Raw genomic sequence first — 16,087 nt, forward strand, 5'->3', positions numbered from 1 at the left:
GCCAGCCCGCCAGCCCCCGCACCGCCCGCCAGCCCGCCAGCCCCCGCACCGCCCGTCGGCCCGCCCTGTCCCGATGCCTGCCCTTGGTCGCGCACCGGCCCGCCCTCCTCCGCCCCGTTCACCGGCTCGCCCCCGGCCGCCAGCCGCGCAACAGCACGAGGATCGCCAGCGCCGCCGCGAGCAGCATGAGCGACAGTGCGACGGCTTCGCCCTGCGACACCCCTGAGCCGTTGAACGCGGTGTAGATCGCGAGCGGCATGGTGCGGGTCGTTCCGGCCGCGTTGCCCGCGAACAGTGCCGTCGCCCCGAACTCGCCCATCGCTCGTGCGAAGCAGAGCACGGTGCCGGCGATCAGGCCGGGCACCGCGAGCGGCAGCGTGATGCGGAAGAACACGGTGACCGGCCCGGCTCCGAGCGTCGCCGCGACGCGCTCCTCGGCGGTGCCGGACGCGCGAAGCGCGCCCTCCACCGCGAGCACGAGGAACGGCAGCGCCACGAAGCACTGCGCGAGCACGACGGCCGCGGTCGTGAACGGCAGGCGGATGCCCCAGGCGTCGAGCGTGCCGCCGAAGAGGCCCGTCCGGCCGAAGAGGGACAGCAGTGCGATGCCGCCGACCATGGGCGGCAGCACGAGCGGCACGGTCACCAGGGCGCGGAGCACGCTCGCGAGCCGGGCGGAGGCGCGGGCCAGCACGAGCGCGAGCGGGACGCCGAGCACGAGACAGATCGCGGTCGCCGCGGATGCGGTGAGCAGTGAGAGCCGGAGCGCGGCGAGCGCCTCGGGTGAGGTGAGATCGGCGGGCAGGGTCGCCCAGTCGACACGAGCGATGAGGCCGACGAGCGGCAGCACGAGGAGGGCGAGGGCGATGAGCGCCGGGATCCAGAGCGGCTTCGGGATCGATGCCGCGGGCCGGGTGCTCTCGGTCCGTGGCGTGGAGCGATCACCGGGTCTCGATACGCGGGCTCCTTCGTCGCGCGCTACTCGACCAGCGGGGGGCGCGCCCGGCCCGCCGGCCGCGGCCGGGCCGTCGTCGGGCGCGGGCTCACCAGTCATGGCGCGGAGAAGCCGAACTCGGCGAGCACCGCCTGACCTTCGGCGCCGAGCACGTACCGCACGAACGCGTCGGCCACCTCGGGGTCGGCTGCGGTGCCGACCGGGGCGATCGGGTAGCGGTTGACGACCGCGGGCACGGCCGACGTGTCGATCTCCTGGACCGCGCCACCGGCGCGCACGACGTCGCTCCGGTAGACGACGCCCGCGTCGGCCTCGCCGAGCTCGAGCTTGGTGAGCACTGCGGTGACGTTCTGCTCCTCGCTCACCGGGGTGACCTGCAGCCCGGCCGCGGTCAGCAGCTCGCCGGCCGCGCGGCCGCACGGCGCGTCGGGCACGCACGCGATGAACCGGATCTCCGGTCGCGCGATCCCCGCGAGGTCGACGACCCCCGCGGGATCGCCCGCGGGAACCGCGAGCACGGCGGCGTTCTGCGCGAACACCTGCGGCGCCGCGGCGAGCATCCCCTCGCCGTCGACGCTCGTCATGGAGACCTCGTCCGCCGTCGCGAACACGTCGGCCGGCGCACCCTCGATGATCTGCGTGGCGAGCACGGTCGACGAGTCGGCGACGATGGGGGCGACGTCGATCGCCGGATACACGGACTCGAACTGGGTCGCGAGCGCTTCGAACGCGTCGGTGAGCGACGCCGCGGCATAGACGGTCAATGTCGTCGTGGGCACGGCAGACTCCTCGGGCCCGGCATCGCCGTCGCCGTCCGCGCCGCCGCCGGCGGTGCATCCCGCGAGCGCGAGCGCCGCGATGGCGCCCAGGCCGGCCACCCGGCCGAGCCGGCGGCGGCGCGCGGGAGGTGCTCCGGCCGAGGCGGTGGAAGGGGCGGGCTGGTTCATCTGCGTCCTCCGGGGGTCTCCACGATCACGGTGGTGGCTTTCACGACGGCGACCGCGAGCGAGCCGACCTCGAGCGCGAGGTCGTCGAGGGCCTCGGCCGACATGAGGGAGACCACGCGGTGCGGGCCGGCCTGGATGTCGACCTGCGCCATGACGCCGTCGCGCTGCACGCGCGTGACGAGCCCGACGAACCGGTTGCGCGCGCTGCGCGCCACGTCCGACAGATCATCGGCGGCCTCCGCGAGCTCGACCGCGCGCCGTGCGGCGTCCGCCCCCTCGACGACGAGGCGTCCGTGCTCGTCGCGGGTCGCGGCGAGCGCGCCGGCGTCGATCCACCTGCGCACGGTGTCGTCGCTCACGCCGAGCAGGCGCGCGACCTCCGAGACCCGATGTTGCGGCACGATTCGCATCATATCGCCGCATCTGCGGATTGCGGAGCATCCGCCCCTCTCCGTCCGCCGCCCGGGATGCGCACTCGACGGGCCGCCCAGCACCCGCGCCACCCCGCCCCGCCCCGCCCCGCCCCGCCGCCTCCCCTCGCGCTCCGATTGCTAGCTCAGGAAGTCTTGGGCGACGCGCCCCGTCAACATCTCCGACACGCCGTCACGCCGGCTGCGCTTCCTGAGCAAGGAATCGGGGCGGACGAGACCGGCGAGCGCAATGCGGACGCGAACGGCGAACGGATGCCACGCACACGCGGGGTTACCGTTGAGACATGGGTCTTCCGCCGCTCGTCGAGCCCGTCGCCGCCCTGCCCGAGGGCGAGCGCGGCCGCACCGATCGGCAGCGGCGCCTGCCGGAGATCGGCGACCTGGGGCAGCGCCGCCTCGCCGCGGCGAGAGTCGTCGTGCTCGGGGCGGGTGGCCTCGGCGCTCCAGCGCTCACCTATCTCGCCGCGGCGGGCGTCGGCACGATCGGCATCGTCGACGACGACGTGGTCGAGCTGTCCAACCTGCACCGTCAGCCCGTGCACGGCGCCGCCGACCTCGGACGGCCCAAGGTCGATAGCGCGGCCGAGGCGGTGCACGCGCTCGCGCCCGACGCCGTCGTGCAGCGCCATGCCGTCCGCCTCGACCGAGGCAACGCCGCCGAGATCCTCGGGGGTTACGACCTCGTCGTCGACGGCACCGACACGTTCGAGACGCGGTATCTCGTCGACGACGTGTGCGCCGAGCTCGGACTGCCGTTGGTGTGGGCGACGGTGCTGCGGTTCGACGCGCAGCTCTCGGTGTTCTGGGCGGCGCCGCCTGCCGGCGAGCCGGTGCGCCTCCGCACGCTGTTCCCTGCGCCGCCCGCGCCGGGCGAGGTGCCGTCGTGCGCGGAAGCCGGCGTGCTCGGCGCACTCTGCGGGCAGGTCGGCGCGATGATGGCGCAGGAGGCGGTCAAGCTCATCACGGGCATCGGCGAACCGCTGCTCGGGCGCGTGCTCGTGATCGACGCGCTCCGCGCGCGCCAGCGCGAGGTGCCGCTGCGCGCGGCTCAGACAACGGCGACGGATGCCTCGGCGGAGGCCGTGACACCGGCGCCGGGTCTCGATCCGCGTCCTCCTTCGTCGGGCGCTCCTCGACCGACGGTGAGGGCCGGCATCACCGACCGCGGTACGAACGACGCCGGCGTGTCCGGCCCGCCGTCCAGCGTTCGCACGGACCCCACCACGGTCGAGTGGATCGAGGCCGATGCGCTTCGCGAGCGCCTGCGTCGGCGCGCTGCCGGCGACGACCGGTTCGTGCTCGTCGACGTGCGGGAGCCCGATGAACACGAAGCGGGTGCGATCTCGGGCTCGGTGCTCCTCCCGCTGGGCGAGGTCCTCCGTGACCCGGAGGGCGTCCGCGCCAACCTGACCGCCGCCACCTCGGCACCCGAGGCCGCCAACGCCTCCGGCGCGTCCGCCGACGCCCCGATCATCGTCCACTGCCGTACCGACCAGCGGTCCCGACGGGCCGCCCTCGCGCTCGCCCGGATCGGCGAGCCCGTGACCGTCCTCCGCGGCGGCTATCTCGCCTGGACGGACCTCACCACCGCCCCGCCCCCGCCGGTCGAGTAGCGAGCGAGGAACGAGCACGCGTATCGAGACCCACCGCACACCCCTCGCCCGCGAACCACATCGGCGCCGAGGCATCCGCCCTCGCTATCACTTGGAACCGTGATCGCCGCCGTCGAGCTGGGCGATGGCGTGCCGGGCGAGGCCCAGCACGAGCTCGAGGCCGTCGGCGGCGCCGCCGGGTGATCCGGGGAGGTTCACGATGAGCGCGCCGCCGGTCCCGGGCTGGTCGGCGACGCCCGCGATGCCGCGCGACAGCACCGCGGTCGGCACGCGCATCGCGCCCGCTCGACGAAGCGCCTCCGCGATGCCGGGCACCTCACGCGCGAGCACCGGCCGGGTGCCCTCGGGCGTGCGATCACGCGGGCCGATGCCGGTGCCTCCGCTCGTGAGCACGAGCCGCGCCCCAGCATCGATCTCGGCGCGGAGCGCCGCCTCGACCGAGTCGGCCCCGTCGGGCACCACGCCCGCGTCGCCCGCGTCGTACCCCTCGGCGCGCAGCCGCTCGACGAGGACGGGTCCGACGGCGTCGGCGCGCGTGCCCCGGGCGCTGCGGTCGGAGACGATCACGACGGCGGCACGGAACCTCGCCTGAGGGGGCTGCATGGGCCCAGCGTAAACGCTACGCTGCGAGCATGTCTGGGCTACGGAAGAACCTCGCCGGTGTCGTCCTCGCGTTCGCGGTCGTGGCCCTCGCCGGCTGCGCGGGCAGCAATGACGCGTCCGGCGGCAGCACGATCGATCCGGTCGGCACGTGGGGCGACCCGTCCGGCGAGTATCTGTCGCTCGCCGACGACGGCTCGCTCAGCGGCAGCGACGGATGCAACCGCATCACCGGCACTTGGAAAGTCGAGGCCGACCAGGTCCAGTTCGGCTCGATGGCCTCGACGAAGATGGCCTGCGAGGGCGTCGACGACTGGCTCTCCGAGGCGGATGCCGCGAGCATCTCGGACTCGACGATGACCGTGCTCGGCGCCGGGGGTGCGCAGATCGGCTCGCTCGAGAAGTCCTCCGACGACCCCGAGTGACGACGCGTCCCCCACGCCTCGGCCCGGCCGCGGTCAGGCCGGGAACGGCAGCGCGCGGCCGGTCTCGACGAAGGACTTGAAGCTCGACAGCACGTGCGGCCAGGTCGCCGCGGTCTCCGCCTGCGCGGGGTGACCCGGGCTCCACTGGTCATTCGTGAACGTGAGCCGGGTGAGGCCGTCGCCCGCCGGTTCGATCCGCCACGTCATGCGGCTCGTCAGCTCCGCGTGGTTCTCACGATAGGTCGGTCCCGGATGCTCCGTGAGCTGGAGCAGGCCCGGAGCATCCGCCTGCAGCACCTCGCCGTAGACATGCACGGTCTCGTCCCCATCCTGACCCGGGCCGACGTACTCGTACTGCGCGCCCGGGGTCAGCTCACCGCGCAGCACGCTGCCGAACATGACGGCCCGGCTCCCCTCCTCGCCGGTGATCGCCTCCCAGATCTGCTCGGGCGAGCCGGCGATGATGATGGTCATCTCGAAATCGGTGTCATCGGTCATGGGTCAGACGGTACGGATGCCTCGCGGCCGGCGTCTTGCACGAACGCGACATCGACCGCGAGCCCCCCGCGGCCGATCCGGCGGCCGAGGATACTGGGAGCGATGGACGACTTCTGGCGCTCCCGGGCGGGCGTGCCGCGCAGCCGCGGCGTGCTCGCGGCCCAGGCCGGCGACCCGGCGCTCTCCGCGGCGGGCCCCGGCGCGGTGCCGTCACCTGACGCCCCCATCAGGATGGTCCGGCTGCCGCCCTCCCACGCGCTGGCCGAGCTCGTGCGGCACTTCTGGATCCCGCGCTGGCGCCTGCCCGCGGACCGCCCGGTGACCCAGCGCGTGCTGGAATACCCGTCCACGAACCTCGTTATCGAGGGTGCCGGCGTCGCCGTGCACGGGCCGTCGATCGGCCTCGGCTCACGCACGCTCGCCGGCGAGGGCCGGGCGTTCGGCGTCCTCCTGCAACCCGGTGTGGCTCGGATGCTGCTCGGCATCGACAGCCGCGCGCTCGTCGGGCACGCGGTTCCGCTCGAGGCATCCGGCCCGCTCGGTGCTTCCGTCGAGCGCGAGGCATCCGGCCCGCTCGAGGCATCCGACCTTCGCACCATGCGCGAGACCGTGAGCGAATTCGTCGCCGAGGGCGATGACGCGCGCGCCGTCGCCGCCTTCGAGGCGTGGTTCGCCGGCCTGGGCCTCCGACCGTCGGCCGATGCCCGGCTCGTGCGCGAGCTCGTCGCGCGCGCCGAGGAGGATCGTGCACTCGTGCGGGTCGAGCAGCTCGCCGAGGTCGCCGGCGTGAGCGTGCGTCAGCTCGAACGCATCGTGCGCGAGCAGCTCGGCCTCACCCCGAGATGGCTCATCCGCCGATATCGCCTGCAGGAAGCGGGCGTGCGGCTCACGGCACGCGACCGGCCGTCGCTCGCCGAGCTCGCGACCGAGCTGGGGTACGCCGACCAGGCGCACTTCACGCGTGAGTTCTCCGCCGTGATCGGCGTGCCGCCGGGCCGGTACGTGCGTGAGGCCGCCGAAGCCGCGACGAGTTCGGGCGGGGAGGTTCCGGCGTGAGCGACCTCGGCCCCGTCTCCCCCGGCCACGCCGCCGACGCCGCGTGGCTGCGGCGCTGGCGGCTGCACCCCGACGGGGACCCCACGACGACGGCGTCCAGCCGGCTCATCCCGGTGACCACGCGAAGCGGGGCGCCCGCGATGCTGAAGATCGCGCACAGCGACGAGGAGGAGCGAGGCGTCGGCCTGCTCGTCGCGCTCGACGGTCACGGCGCCGCACGCGTGCTGCGGCACGACCGCGATGCCGCGTTGATCGAACGGGCCACCGGCGACCGGGATCTCGTCTCGCTGGTGCGCGACGGCGAGGACGACCAGGCGACGCGGATCATCTGCGACGCCGCGGCCCGCATCCACGGCGCCTCACGAGACGTGTTCGCCGCGGCCGCCCCGCTCGTGGACCTGCCGACGTGGTTCCAGCTGCTGTTCGAGCAGGCCGACGAGCTCGGCCCCGTGCATCGCCGGGGTGCCGAGCTCGCACAGGCCCTGCTCGACGACCCGCGCGAGCCGGTCGCGCTGCACGGCGACCTGCACCACGGCAACGTGCTCGACTTCGGCGAGCGCGGCTGGCTCGCGATCGACCCGAAGGGGCTCGTCGGCGAGGCGGGCTTCGACTACGCGAACCTTCTGTGCAATCCGTCGCACGAGCGTGCGCTCCAGCCCGGACGGCTCGAGCGCCAGTTCGGCGTGGTCGTCGAGGCATCCGGCCTGGAGCGTGACCGGCTGGCGGACTGGCTCGTCGCCTGGTGCGCGCTGTCGTCGACCTGGTTCACGCTCGACGACGATCCCGCGCACGCCGAGTCGGCCGCCGCGATCGGCGAGCTCGCGCTGCGGCTGCGCTGAGCGCGTCCCGCTGGTCGAGTAGCGAGCGAGGAACGAGCACGCCTATCGAGACCCGGTGAATGCGTGCCGACGCTGGCGTGCGAGGTCTCGATACGCTCGCTGGCGCTCGCACCTCGACCAACGGAGTCAGCGCGGGTGCGCCGGCGGCGTGATGTGCGCCTGCGCCCGGGCGGCGTTGAGCTTCGCGAGCCGCGCGGTCCAGGCGATGCGCTCGCGCTCGAGCGGCCCGGCGAACAGCGCCCAGACGAGCAGCGCGACGCCCGCGCCGATGAGGAGCCCGCCGACGGTGTCGGTGAACCAGTGCGCGCCGAGATACGTGCGGCTGATCGCCATGAGCACGGTGTACGCGGCACCCGCGATCCAGACCGCTGCGCGCGGCACGATGACGCCCAGCGCGACCGCGATGGTCGCCGCGTTCGCGACGTGCCCCGACGGGAACGATCCGAAGTCCGACACGACGATGATGTCCTCCGGCCGCGCGCGCCCGAACAGGTGCTTCAGCAGTTGCACGACGCCCGCGCTCGCGGCCGACGCGACGATGAAGTAGAGCGCACCCCACGGGCGGCGGCAGATGAGCAGCACGATCGCGACGCCGATCGGCACGATGAACACGCCCATCACGCCCCCGCCGAGCGCGTTCATGCCGTACGCGAACAGGTCGCCCACGGGCCCGCGCAGGGTCAGGACCTCCTCGGCCCACTCCTCGTCCATCTCGATCAGCTCGCCGATGCGCAGCACGATGATCCAGCCGAGCAGCGCCGCGATGACCAGCGACGAGCCCCCCGCGATGAGCGGCACCCGGCGGCGCATGACGCGCGCACGGCGCTCGGCCTGCGCGGGCGGCGGCGTCACGTCGACGCGCGGCGCCTCGACGTCGTCGTGCGCACCCGACGTGCCCTCGGCGGTCGCGTCGGTCGCATCGGTCGCGTTCATCCGCGGTGCGACGGATGCCTCGGTCGAGGCACCCGTCCCGCGCGGAGCATCCGTCGTCTGGTCGTCCTCGTGAGCGGGCGTCATCCGCCCACCGTACCGATCGACCGCGGCGCGCCGGCGCCGCTTGACAGCGGCATCTCGCGGAAGTGCATTCCCAGCTCGCGGACATGCTGGCCCCCTAGGGTTGGGGTCATCTTCAGCGGGCGATCGCCCGTGTGACACCGGCTGGGAAGTCGTCGACAGGCCGGATCACATCATCCCCTTCTCCACCGCCGGAGGCACCGGCACCCTGAGCACCACCGTCCCCACCGATCGACTCGGCGCCGTGCGCGCCACGAAGCCGCGAAGCGGCGGCCCGAACCCGACGCAGAGCTACACCGCGCTGTCGCGGGTCGTGCGTGAATCGGGTCTGCTGCGCCGAGCGCGCGGGTTCTACATCGCCCTGTTCTCAGTGCTCGTGCTCGCGCTCGCCGGCACGATCGCGGGCATGGTCCTGCTCGGCGACAGCTGGTTCCAGCTGCTCATGGCCGGCGCGCTGGGCGTCATCTTCACCCAGTTCGCGTTCCTCGCGCATGAGGCGTCGCACCGCGCGGTCTTCACCTCGGGGCCCGCGAACGACCGGGCCGGTCGCCTGCTCGCGACGTTCGTCGGGGTCAGCTACGCGTGGTGGATGAACAAGCACACGCGGCACCACGCCAACCCGAACCGGCTCGGCAAAGACCCCGACATCGAGTTCGACACGATCTCGTTCACCGAAGAGTCGGCCGAGAAGCAGCGCGGCGTGCTCGCGTGGATCACGCGCCGGCAGGGTTACCTGTTCTTCCCGCTGCTGCTGCTCGAGGGCGTGAACCTGCACGTGACGAGCATCCGCACGCTGTTCGCGAAGCGCCGCATCGAGGGCCGTGCGCTCGAGCTCTCGGTGATCGCGGCGCGCTTCGCGGTGTACCTGACGCTCGTGTTCTGGATCATGCCGTTCGGCATGGCGTGCGCGTTCCTCGGCGTACAGTTGGCCGTGTTCGGCGTGTACATGGGTGCGTCGTTCGCACCGAACCACAAGGGCATGCCGATCGTGCCAGCCGACGCGAAGCTCGACTTCTTCAGCAAGCAGGTGCTGACCTCGCGCAACATCTCGGGCGGGATCTGGGCGAACGCGGTCATGGGCGGCCTGAACTACCAGATCGAGCACCACCTGTTCCCGAGCATGGCGCGGCCGTATCTCGGCCGGGCCCGCCAGATCGTGCGCGAGCACTGCCGCACGACCGGCACGCCGTACACCGAGACGACGCTCGTGCGGTCCTACGGCATCGTGATCGCCTACCTCAACCGGGTCGGCCTCGCCGCCCGCGACCCGTTCGACTGCCCCATGGTCGAACGCTTCCGCCGGGTCTGACCGGCCGGACCGGCCACGGCCGGGCCGGCCACGGCCGGGCCGGCCACTCAATGACCACCCTCGCGCGGCACCCGCGTGAGGAGGGCGCGCGCATCGTGCGCGTGACGGGCCCGCATCGCGCGGACCGAAGAACAGAAGGAACAGATATGACTACCGGAACCGTCAAGTGGTTCAACGCCGATAAGGGCTTCGGCTTCATCGCCCCCGACGACGGCAGCGGCGACGTGTTCGCGCACTTCAGCGCGATCACCACGGGAGGCTTCCGCAGCCTCGAGGAGAACCAGCGCGTCGAGTTCGACGTCGAGCAGGGCCAGAAGGGCCTGCAGGCGGCGAACATCCGCCTCGTCTGAGGCATCCGACCCCCGCGGGGCCGCCGTCATCGCGGTGGCCCCGCGCAGCACGAAGGCCGGCCCATCGGGCCGGCCTTCGCCGTCCCCGCCTCGTCGTCCGCGCCCCGCCGATCCCGCGCCCCGCCGATCCCGCCCGGCCGATCCCGCCCCGCCGATCCGGCGCCCCGCCGATCGCTTGCTCAGGAAATCTCCGGCCGCCGCCGGCGCGTCCGCGCGTGGCGCGCCGTGCGCCGGCCCGATCTTCCTGAGCAAGGATGGCGCAGCTCGCGCCGGCGGACACCACGGGCTGAACGGATGCCTCGCACGATTCCGCCTCGGCACCGGTCGGTGCAGTCATGTGTCCGATCCCGACACGCATCCGTTCCGCTCCGTCGGATTCCTTGCTCAGGAATTCCGTCACGGCGGCCGGCGTGTCGGCGCCCGACACGCCGGCGCACGCGCTCACGATCCTGAGCACGGCACGCACGGCACGCACGGCACGCACGGCACGCGGCGGGCCGCCTCCACAGCCCGAAACGGATGCCTCGGAGTGCACACATGCACCGAAGGCCGGCGGCTTCCGGGCTCGGCGCCCAGATACTCGTTCGATGAACGACGACGTGCGATTCGTGATGGGCGTGGTCGGCGAGGTGGCACACATCGACCAACTGCGCCGCTACGGGCTCCCCGACCTGGTCTGGCGCGATGCGGTCCGGGCCGGTCGGCTCCGCCGACTTCGGCGCGGCTGGTACGCGTCGCCCGCCGCCGATCGTGACCAATGCCATGCGGTGCGTGTGCACGCCCGAATCGGCTGCGTCTCCGCGTTGGCGAGGTTCGGCGTGTGGTCGGGCGAGACCGACTCGCTCCACCTCCAGGTCGCCCGCAACGCCGCGCGGCTTCGCCCGGATACCGCACCAGACCGCAGCGACGCGGCTCCGGTCTGGCATCCGAAGGTCCCAGAGCGGCGCCGACGCGAGCTGCGTCTGTCGACGCGCTTCTCCCCCGTGATCCACTGGCGGGATGACGCCGATCCGGCCAACTCGCTGGACTGGCTGGTCTCGGCTCGATCCGCACTCGCCGAGGGCATCCGATGTCTCGACCGCGAGCATGCGCAAGCGGCCGTCGACTCCGCGATCGCCGAACGGGCCCTCGGTCGTCGCGAGGTCGAGCGCATCGTCGCGGGCGCGCCTCGGAGCACCGGCGTCCGCGTCGACGAGTTCTGCAACCTCCTGGAATCCGGCGCGGAGTCGCTGTTCGTCAGGCGGTTGCTTCAGGCCGGATACACCGTGCACCCGCAGTTCGAGCTGTCAAGGCACGGCCGCTTCGACGGGCTGATCGAGGGGTGTGTGCTGTACGAGATCGACGGCTGGGCACATCACCGGTCGCGGGAGTCCTTCTACGGGGACCGGGATCGCACCCTGGTCGCGCAATCATTCGGCGTGCCTGTGGTCCGGGTGACCGCCCAGCACGTCCTCCGAGACTGGCCGACGGTCGCGAGTGCGGTCGCGCGCACCGTCGCGGACGCTCGAACCTCGCGCTCGCGAGCGGTTGACAGACACCTCTGATGTTCCTTGCTCAGGAAGTTCGGCCGCCGCGGCGGCGTGTCGCGACGCGACACGCCGCCGTGCGCGACCCATTTCCTGAGCAAGGAACGAGCGCGGAGGGAAGCTCCGGCGACGAGCGCGCCGCGTGCGGATGCCTCGCGGCCCGCGCCGGCAGTCAGTCGCCGAGGGGCGGCACCGAGCGTGGACGCACGAGCGCCCACAGGGCGGTGATCGCGACGATCGAGGCGAGCACCTGCACGAAGGCCATGGGTACGGCGCTGCCGACGCCCAGCAGGCCGATGAGCGGCGAGATGAGGCCGGCGAGGCCGAAGTTCAGGGCGCCGAGGAGCGACGCGGCGGTGCCGGCCTCGGCGCCGTGGTGCGCGAGCGCGAGCACCTGCACGGCCGGGAACGAGAACCCGCACGCGAGGATGTAGAACCAGAGCGGGATCGCGGTGCCCCAGAACCCGGCGCCGGCCGTGTCGAGCGCCATGATCGTCGCGGCCATCGCGAGGTGCGTGAGGGTGGTCCCGGCGAGGATCCACTGCGGCGGCACGGGTCCGCGCATAAGCCGCGAGCTCGTCTGCACGCCGATGATGACGCCGATCGAGTTCACCGCGAACAGGATGCCGTACTCCTGCGCGCTGAACCCGTACAGGTCCTGGAACAGGAACGACGACGTCGAGAGGTAGCCGAACAGGCCGGTGAACGTCATCCCGCCGACGAGCGCGGCCCCGAGGTACACGCGGTCGCGGAACAGCGCGCGGTACCGGTCGCGGATGGTCGAGTGGCCGGCGACGTGCCGTTTCGACTCGGGCAGCGTCTCGACGATCAGCAGCGCGACCGCCACCACGACGACGACGCCGTACACGGCGAGCACCCAGAACACGCCGCGCCAGTCCATGATGCCGAGCAGCTGCGAGCCGATGACGGGCGCGAGCACGGGCGCGAGGCCGTTGACGAGCGCGAGGCGCGAGAGCATGCGCACGAGCGGCTTGCCGCCGAACAGGTCGCGCACCATGGCCATCGCGACCACGCCGCCCGCGGCCGCCCCGAAGCCCTGCAGCAGGCGGAACACCAGCAGCCAGGTGATGTCGGGCGCGAACACCGCGCCGACGGAGGCCGCGATGTGCAGGATCGTCGAGAGGATGAGCGGCAGCTTGCGGCCGACCTTGTCGCTCCACGGCCCGACGATGAGCTGGCCGAGCCCGAAGCCCAGCATGGTGCCCGTGAGCGTCAGCTGCACCGCGGACGCCGAGACGCCGAGGTCGTCCTGCAGGGCGGGGAACGCCGGCAGGTACAGGTCGATCGTGAACGGCCCAAGCGCGGTGAGTGCGCCGAGCACGATCACATACACGAGCCGCTGGCGTCGGGTGAGCGCGTCGCCCGGGTGCGAGACGACGACCGGCGTGGAGCGGGTGTCGTCGGGACGGATGATGGGAATGGAGCTGGTGATAGACACAAGGGTTCCTGGCGTGCGCGGACGGACTGCGGATGCGGCGCACGCCCTCGGACGCCGATGGAACGAAAACCGGCGACGCCTGGACTCGGCGTCGCCGTGGACCGAGCGCGGCGGGACGGGCCGCAAGTCTCGAATCGATTCGACTGTCGGCTAGTCTAGCGGCTCGGCCCGGCGGGCTCGCAAGTGGGGCAGCGAAAGCGAGCGGATGCCTCGGGGTTGGTCCTTCGCATCGAGCACCGTAGCATCGCAGTCGCCACCAGCCTCACTCGTATTGGTCGACGTCGCTGTCGACCGCCGGGGGCGGCGTCTCCACTTCGCCGTCCGCGTTCACGTACGTGCCGTCCCGCCTCAAGACGCGTCTGCTGTTCTCGACGAGCTTCTTGTTATTCGCGATGATGGGTGCGTAGTACTGGCCGTAGTTCCACTTCTTACTCATGTTTGTGGATGCCTCAGCAACCTTGATCAGGTTCGGAACGTAGGTATGCACGGTTCGCGCGACGTGCACGGCGGCTGGCGTTGGCTGCCCGATGCCGGCGAACTTCGCGATGATGGCGCCAATGTCCTCTGGGAGTCCGAACAGGTCCCAGAGCTCGGCCCACAATCCCTTCTTGGAAATGACCGGGGCCGGGTCGAGGGTCTTCCCCTCGAGCAACTTTCCGGCCACGCCTACGACCCGCTGGTAACTCTCATGAATAATGGAGTACGCATCCCTGGGCCCAGAACCCGCGAGGAACGTCTTGATGGAGCTGCCAACCACTTCCGCCTCCGCCAGCTTCTTCGTGGGGTCCGTGAAGGCGGCATGTTTGATCCGTGCGCGGTCGGAGTTCCCGACGCCATCGAGCAGCGGCTGTGGGCGGCTCGCCACCTTGGCCGACCGGTGCGCGATCTCCGCCGCGGTACCGAGGGCGGCGGCCGCGAGACCGACACCGAACGCGGTCCAGCCGAGCGCCTCGGCGACCTCATCCGACATGAAGTGATGCTCGACGCGGTTGACGACCTCCATGGTCGTGAATCCGACGTCCACCACCGTGGCGAAGATCGCGAACCCGAGCGCCGCGGCTGAGGTTCCCGCCGAGGTGACGAGGCCGACGAACGACAGGACGATGCCGAGCGCGGCGAGCCCGACGTAGAGCCAGTCCTTCTGAGCGGCGTGGCCCGTGGGATCGACGTGCATGATCGGGTTCGCGTCGGCGTAGGCGGCCTTGTTGTGGAACGGCAGCACGTCCATGGTCGAGAATCGCATGAGCTCGGGGTGGTACATGCGGGCCCGCAGGTACTGGTTTCCGGATTCGTCGGTGTACTCGCCCGCGAACTGGAACGGGTTCCGTGCGAGACCGTCTGCGCCCGCTCCCTCCGGCGGTGTCTGCGCGGTCACCCCGCCGTAATCGGCGTAGTCGTACCGGGCGGTCAAGGCGCCGGCGCCATCGGTGAGCTCGGTCACGCTCCCGTGCCGGTCGGTGGTGAAGTACTCGATCCGCGCCGACGCGCTCGCCTCGGTGCTGTTCGAGATCCGTGCATGCCGGATGCCGCCGAGCAGGTACGCGGCCGTCCCCGTGTTCGCGTCGTCGCCCGGATCGACGTGCACGTCGTTGATGAGCTGCTCGCCGTCCCAGTAGTACGTCTCGGTCCTGCCGAAGCGCTCGTCGAGCCGCGTCCGGCGTGACCCGTCGGGCCAGTACGACGTCCGCGTGACCTCGCCATCGGGCGTGATCTCCGCGTGCAGCCGATTCTCCGCGTCGTACCGGTACTCGACGCCGTGGACGTCGTGGATGAGCCGCCCGTACTCGTCAAACGTCGAGTGCTCACGCAGGGAACGTTGCGCTCCCACCGCGTCGAAGCTGATCGACTCGGTCGAGCTCGGGCGGGTCCAGCTCCGTGGCAACGCGTCGGGCGGGGTCGTCGGAGCGCCATGTTCGTCGGTGCCCGGATACTGCAACCGCTGCTCCTGGAGCACCTGCGCCCCTCCCGGCCCCGACACACGCAGCGCTCGCCGGACGAGCTGATGCAGCGCGTTGTATTCCGACTCGACCCGCGTCGCGCCATCAGAGAGCACGGTCGAATACCCGGCGCTGAGCACCTCATCCACCGCTGCCGGCCACCCCGTCGGCGCGCCCGCGACCTCCCACGTGCGCTCGCTCAACAGCTCGCCCGTCGACTGGTCGTACGTCTGCAGCCGTCCGACCCTCGAGACCGCGTCGATGCCCGCCGTCCACGTGATGGCGGTGCGCGCGCCCGAGTCTCCGCCGATGACCGAGACGAGCCCGTCATGCCTGTAGGCGATGCCGGTCCGAGCTCCGAGCGGATCGGTCACGGCCGCGATCGAGCCGTCATCGACCTCGATCACCCATTCGCCGCCGACGCCGCTCGCGGGATCGGCGGCCGTCACGTTCGCGCCCGGCCGAACCCGCACGACACGCGGGTCGGTCCAGTCCAGCTCCGTCACGATGCCCTCGGGGCCGATGGTCCGATCGAGTCGATGGGCGACGCCTGCGGCCCATTCCCACACCGTCCAGGCATCGCCCGCGTCGCGCCGCGCGACGGGGTCGCCGGCGGCGTTGAAGTAGGTCACGACTCCGCCCAGCTCGTGCAGCACGAACGCGAACTCGACCTCCCCCGACCTCGGAGTCGCGATCTTGCCCGCCTCCTGCATGAACACGACATCGTCGGTGTCGTACCCGCGAAGCCCGCTCGGCTGCGACGGATCCACCTCGAACGGCCGGCCCGAGGACGGTGAGACCCGAACGCCCCCGCGGACGTCGATCGAGGCCAGCCCGAGCGACCAGCGCGGCCCGAAACCGTACCGGTCGTCGGCGGGTGCGCGCGAGTCCCAGCGCAGCTGGAGCCCGCCGGCCGGCACATCGAACGCGAGCGCCCCGTCGCGCTCGTCGATCGACGCCTCGAGCGCGTCCCCGATGCCGAATCCGCCGACGACCGGGGCCGCGCCCTGCTCCGCCGAGCGCTCGGCCGACCACGAGGGCGTGAGCATGGCCGTCGCCACGAGCGCACCGGCGAGCACGCCGATCGTGGCGGCGCGCAGTGCGCCGAGGGTCGAGAAGGTCATCCTT

Annotated in this window: 15 protein-coding genes; 7 read left to right on the forward strand and 8 right to left on the reverse strand. The window is 72.1% G+C overall.

Features of this window, described 5'->3' with window-relative positions; all coding sequences use genetic code 11:
- Positions 1-118: 118 nt before the first annotated feature.
- The 3 genes from RH864_RS00005 to RH864_RS00015 are packed head-to-tail and all read right to left on the reverse strand — an operon-like array spanning position 119 to position 2,303.
- Complete coding sequence (locus RH864_RS00005) at positions 119-1,054, reverse strand: ABC transporter permease (RefSeq protein WP_310515457.1); 936 nt, start codon at positions 1,052-1,054, stop codon at positions 119-121.
- Entirely contained in the window at positions 1,051-1,902 is an 852-nt protein-coding gene (gene modA / locus RH864_RS00010) for a molybdate ABC transporter substrate-binding protein (RefSeq protein WP_310515458.1), read from the reverse strand. Before modA ends, RH864_RS00005 begins: the two co-directional genes overlap by 4 nt.
- Positions 1,899-2,303, reverse strand: a complete 405-nt coding sequence (locus RH864_RS00015; protein ID WP_310515459.1) for a TOBE domain-containing protein — start codon at positions 2,301-2,303, stop codon at positions 1,899-1,901. Before RH864_RS00015 ends, modA begins: the two co-directional genes overlap by 4 nt.
- A gap of 314 nt (positions 2,304-2,617) precedes the next feature.
- Between RH864_RS00015 and RH864_RS00020 the strand changes: the two genes are divergently transcribed.
- Positions 2,618-3,946 (forward strand): ThiF family adenylyltransferase, encoded by a 1,329-nt coding sequence (locus RH864_RS00020; RefSeq protein ID WP_310515460.1) that lies wholly within the window; start codon positions 2,618-2,620, stop codon positions 3,944-3,946.
- An 87-nt stretch (positions 3,947-4,033) separates the two neighbouring features.
- Here the strand turns inward: RH864_RS00020 and RH864_RS00025 are convergent, their stop codons facing one another.
- Complete coding sequence (locus RH864_RS00025; protein ID WP_310515461.1) at positions 4,034-4,549, reverse strand: MogA/MoaB family molybdenum cofactor biosynthesis protein; 516 nt, start codon at positions 4,547-4,549, stop codon at positions 4,034-4,036.
- Between the two features lie 29 nt (positions 4,550-4,578).
- Between RH864_RS00025 and RH864_RS00030 the strand changes: the two genes are divergently transcribed.
- The gene (locus tag RH864_RS00030) at positions 4,579-4,971 is read left to right on the forward strand and encodes an META domain-containing protein (RefSeq protein WP_310515462.1); all 393 of its coding nucleotides are present in this window, start codon (positions 4,579-4,581) and stop codon (positions 4,969-4,971) included.
- Between the two features lie 33 nt (positions 4,972-5,004).
- On the opposite strand, the gene RH864_RS00035 is transcribed toward RH864_RS00030, so the two are convergent.
- A complete protein-coding gene (locus tag RH864_RS00035) occupies positions 5,005-5,469 on the reverse strand; it encodes an SRPBCC domain-containing protein (RefSeq protein ID WP_310515463.1) in 465 nt (154 codons plus the stop codon).
- Positions 5,470-5,571: 102 nt separating this feature from the next.
- Here RH864_RS00035 and RH864_RS00040 point away from each other — a divergent pair, with 102 nt between their 5' ends.
- Both RH864_RS00040 and RH864_RS00045 read left to right on the forward strand, forming a co-directional pair.
- Positions 5,572-6,525: a helix-turn-helix domain-containing protein gene (locus RH864_RS00040; RefSeq protein ID WP_310515464.1), complete on the forward strand. Its 954-nt coding sequence runs from the start codon at positions 5,572-5,574 to the stop codon at positions 6,523-6,525.
- Positions 6,522-7,364 (forward strand): aminoglycoside phosphotransferase family protein, encoded by an 843-nt coding sequence (locus tag RH864_RS00045; RefSeq protein ID WP_310515465.1) that lies wholly within the window; start codon positions 6,522-6,524, stop codon positions 7,362-7,364. The genes RH864_RS00040 and RH864_RS00045 overlap by 4 nt, the downstream gene beginning before the upstream one ends.
- Before the next feature lie 126 nt (positions 7,365-7,490).
- Here the strand turns inward: RH864_RS00045 and RH864_RS00050 are convergent, their stop codons facing one another.
- The gene (locus RH864_RS00050) at positions 7,491-8,381 is read right to left on the reverse strand and encodes a phosphatase PAP2 family protein (RefSeq protein ID WP_310515466.1); all 891 of its coding nucleotides are present in this window, start codon (positions 8,379-8,381) and stop codon (positions 7,491-7,493) included.
- 241 nt (positions 8,382-8,622) lie between these two features.
- Here RH864_RS00050 and RH864_RS00055 point away from each other — a divergent pair, with 241 nt between their 5' ends.
- The 3 genes from RH864_RS00055 to RH864_RS00065 all read left to right on the forward strand — a co-directional run bounded on the left by RH864_RS00055 (position 8,623) and on the right by RH864_RS00065 (position 11,581).
- Positions 8,623-9,687, forward strand: a complete 1,065-nt coding sequence (locus RH864_RS00055) for a fatty acid desaturase family protein (protein WP_310515467.1) — start codon at positions 8,623-8,625, stop codon at positions 9,685-9,687.
- A 146-nt stretch (positions 9,688-9,833) separates the two neighbouring features.
- Entirely contained in the window at positions 9,834-10,037 is a 204-nt protein-coding gene (locus RH864_RS00060; protein WP_310515468.1) for a cold-shock protein, read from the forward strand.
- Between the two features lie 587 nt (positions 10,038-10,624).
- Positions 10,625-11,581, forward strand: a complete 957-nt coding sequence (locus RH864_RS00065; RefSeq protein ID WP_310515469.1) for a hypothetical protein — start codon at positions 10,625-10,627, stop codon at positions 11,579-11,581.
- A gap of 154 nt (positions 11,582-11,735) precedes the next feature.
- Here RH864_RS00065 and RH864_RS00070 read toward each other — a convergent pair whose 3' ends face one another.
- Together RH864_RS00070 and RH864_RS00075 are read right to left on the reverse strand one after the other, a co-directional pair.
- Complete coding sequence (locus RH864_RS00070) at positions 11,736-13,016, reverse strand: multidrug effflux MFS transporter (RefSeq protein WP_310515997.1); 1,281 nt, start codon at positions 13,014-13,016, stop codon at positions 11,736-11,738.
- A 268-nt stretch (positions 13,017-13,284) separates the two neighbouring features.
- A complete protein-coding gene (locus tag RH864_RS00075) occupies positions 13,285-16,083 on the reverse strand; it encodes an RHS repeat domain-containing protein (RefSeq protein WP_310515470.1) in 2,799 nt (932 codons plus the stop codon).
- Between the last annotated feature and the right edge of the window lie 4 nt (positions 16,084-16,087).

The organism is Agromyces aerolatus, assembly GCF_031432255.1.
GTDB lineage: Bacteria > Actinomycetota > Actinomycetes > Actinomycetales > Microbacteriaceae > Agromyces.